The sequence below is a fragment of the Okeania sp. genome, from assembly GCF_983059655.1.
Genome location: NZ_CEZPJD010000843.1, coordinates 1 through 3340, shown reverse-complemented (window position 1 = coordinate 3340; position 3340 = coordinate 1). Strand labels below are relative to the sequence as shown.

The following is a 3340-nucleotide window of genomic DNA, read 5'->3' as shown; positions in this document are numbered from 1 at the left end:
TTTCTCCCAACTCTATACGAAAACCACGAATTTTTACCTGGTTATCAATACGTCCAAGAAATTCAATATTTCCATCTGGTAAATACCGAACTAAATCTCCTGTTTTATAAAGGGAAAAATCCCCCCTAACCCCCCTTTCTAAGGGGGGAATATTTTCCAGTCTCTCCTTTTCTGAGGGGGGAATATTCTCCGGTCTCTCCTTTTCTGAGGGGGGAATATTCTCCGGTCTCTCCTTTTCTAAGGGGGGAACATTTTCCAGTCTCCCCCTTTCTAAGGGGGACGGAAGGGGGATAAATTTTTCTGCTGTTAATTCTGGGCGGTTAAAATAACCACGAGCTAAACCTGCACCTCCAATATGAAGCTCTCCGGGAACACCGACGGGTACTGGTTGCGATTTTTCATCTAATACATAGACTTGGGTATTAGCTAGGGGGCGACCGATGGGAACAGTTTTAGCATTGTAGTTGTTGCGGTTATCAACTAGATAGGTGAGAGCGCCCACTGTAGTTTCTGTAGGTCCGTAATGATTGAGAACACGACATTGAGGTGAGTGTTCTTGAATTTTGGCAATTAAATCCCAAGTTGCTGCTTCCCCTCCTAAGATTAAACATTGACGTGGCAACAAAAAAGGAGATGGGTTGGATGTTAAAAGTGCTGAGAGGTGGGAAGGAACAATTTTCAGGTAGTCGATGGGATGGCGTTGAAAATAGTTTGCGAGTGCTGTTGCATCTGAGGTGCATTCTTGGGAAATAATGTGCAGACATCCCCCATTACATAAGGTGGGAAAAATAACTGTGTTACCTAAGTCAGCAGCAAAAGTGGAGACTATTGCGGATGTGGCAATAGAAGAAACTTGCAGTTTTTCTTGGACACCGTGCAGATAATTTAGAATTTGTCGGTGTTCGATCGCGACACCTTTGGGTTTACCTGTGGAACCGGATGTGTAGAGAATGTATGCTAGATTTTCAGCGTTGACGTTGTTGGTGGGATTTGTTTGTAACTGTTGGCCAATAGTAGCCATGAGATTTTTTGTCACAGTGGAAGTGAAATCTTCTGTATTTTCTGTTTCCTCTTCCCCATTTCCTATTCCTGACTTAATGTAGGCAAGATTTTCAGCGTTGACGTTGTTGGTGGGATTTGTTTGTAACTGTTGGCCAATAGTAGCCATGAGATTTTTTGTCACAGTGGAAGTGAAATCTTCTGTATTTTCTGTTTCCTCTTCCCCATTTCCTATTCCTGACTTAATGTAGGCAAGATTTTCAGCGTTGACGTTGTTGGTGGGATTTGTTTGTAACTGTTGGCCAATAGTAGCCATGAGATTTTTTGTCACAGTGGAAGTGAAATCTTCTGTATTTTCTGTTTCCTCTTCCCCATTTCCTGTTCCCGACTTCTGGAAAACATCTATTATTTTGATGTCTCTTTCCAGGTTTTTCGGTGCAATTTCTGATTGGGATAATAGGATGTTAACTCCTGCATCTTCTAAACGAAAAGCTAGATTTTTTTCAGGTAATTTAGTATCTATTGGTAGGTAAGCTCCACCTGCTTTGAGGATAGCTAATATAGCGATAATTATTTCGAGCGATCGCTCCATAAAAATCCCTACTATTGTTTCAGCTTCTACCCCAATTTTTTGCAGATAATGAGCGAGTTGATTTGCTTGAGAATTAAGTTCTGCGTAAGTAAGTTTTTGCTCTTCAAATACTACTGCTATATTATTGGGGTGAAGTTCTGCTTGCTCCTCAAATATTTGGTGAATTAATTTTTCTTGTGAATAATTTTGTTCAGTTTGGTTTAACTCATATAAAAGATGTTTACTTTCAAATTCACTGAAGATATTTAACTGACTTAAAGATATTTCATCCGGCTTTCCTGTATTAAGATTTTCAACGGCGCTGGTAACTAAAGTCTCAAATTGTTTAGCAAAAGATTCAATTGTATCAATATTTATCAGTTCCGAATTATACTGAAATTCTGCTATGATAGATTCTTTAGTTTTGATACAATTTAGCTTGACTTTGAAGTCTTCAACAATGACTGAATTATTTTCTAAACTAAAAGATAAATCTCCTCCAAAATAGGTTTTTGAGATATCAATAAACTCAAAGCCAATAGCAGGAGGTTCACTTTCTGAGTTAAGAAAATATTCTTTCCTTTCCGCAGCTTCCTCGAAGCGATCGCTAATTTCTTTTAATAATTGAGTAAATTTTAAATTCTCTTCTAACTGACAAGAAATAGGTAAAGATTTTGCCAGTAAACCCATCATTTCTTCCAGGTCATCATATTGTCTCTCAGAAAAAACTTTTTTGACAGTAATATTCGATTGTTTTGTGAGTCGCCAAAGTAAAATTTGCCAACAACCAAATAAAAAATTCTCAAGTAAAGTCTGCCAAGAACTAAGTAAAATTTTATCTATAGTAAGATTAGGCAAAATATTTGCTTTTAACTTAGCAATAACATTGGGGTCTAAATTTAAACTATATTGTTCAGGTCTAAATTTTTCCTTCTCAACCTGAGACTTTTCAAAAGGTAAATTCACTGACTGGAATTGTTGATTTTGCCAATAAGCTATTTCTGTTTCTGCCTCCTCTTCTTCCAATAATTCATTTTGCCATTCTGAGAATTGTAGATACTGTACTGCTTCCTCATCAAAATCTGATTCTTTGAGGCATAAATCGTAACTTTTACTGATTTCTTTAACCAGATTATTCAAGGTAAAACTATCAGCGATAAGCGCAGGCAAACTAACTAATAAAAGATGTTCTTCTTCAGATAGAGTTAAGAAAGCTGTAGGAAATATTGGTTGTTGGTCAAGTTGAGCCATCAAACAATTTTGATTTTGTAATATTTCCTCTATTTGTTCTGTTTGTTTTTCCGATTTAAAGTTGCTTAAATTTAGATTATTCCAGTAAATTTTGCCGTTATCTAAAATGACTTGAATCGGTATTTTAATACCAGGGCGACGTTGGAATGTTGTCCGAAAATTGTCATGTCGGTTGAAAATTTTTTCTAGTGCAGATTTGAGAATATTTACATTGATTTTCCCTTGAATTTTTATCGTACATTTTGCTAAGTAATTTAAGTTGTTTTCTTGTAATCTCCAGAGATATTGTTGTTGGGGAGATAATCTAAATCCGGCAAGAGTTGTAGTCATAGTTTTTTTTAGTAGTCAGTAGTCAATAGTCAGTAGTCAGTAGTTTTTTTTAAAAGAAATTAGGAGTTAGAAAATGAAAATTTAATTCCAGATAAAATTGAGTTAGTTTCCGCAACATTGATATAACCGGATTGCTATATAAATTCTATCTGTTGAAAGAAAACTTAGGTATTCTATCAAGGAATATTT

The 3340-nt window shown here is 36.1% G+C and carries 1 pseudogene; it reads right to left on the bottom strand.

Annotation, left to right across the window (positions count from 1 at the left end):
• Positions 1-3064 (bottom strand): annotated as a pseudogene (locus AC3DU7_RS29170) (non-ribosomal peptide synthetase); the annotation flags it as partial.
• Between the last annotated feature and the right edge of the window lie 276 nt (positions 3065-3340).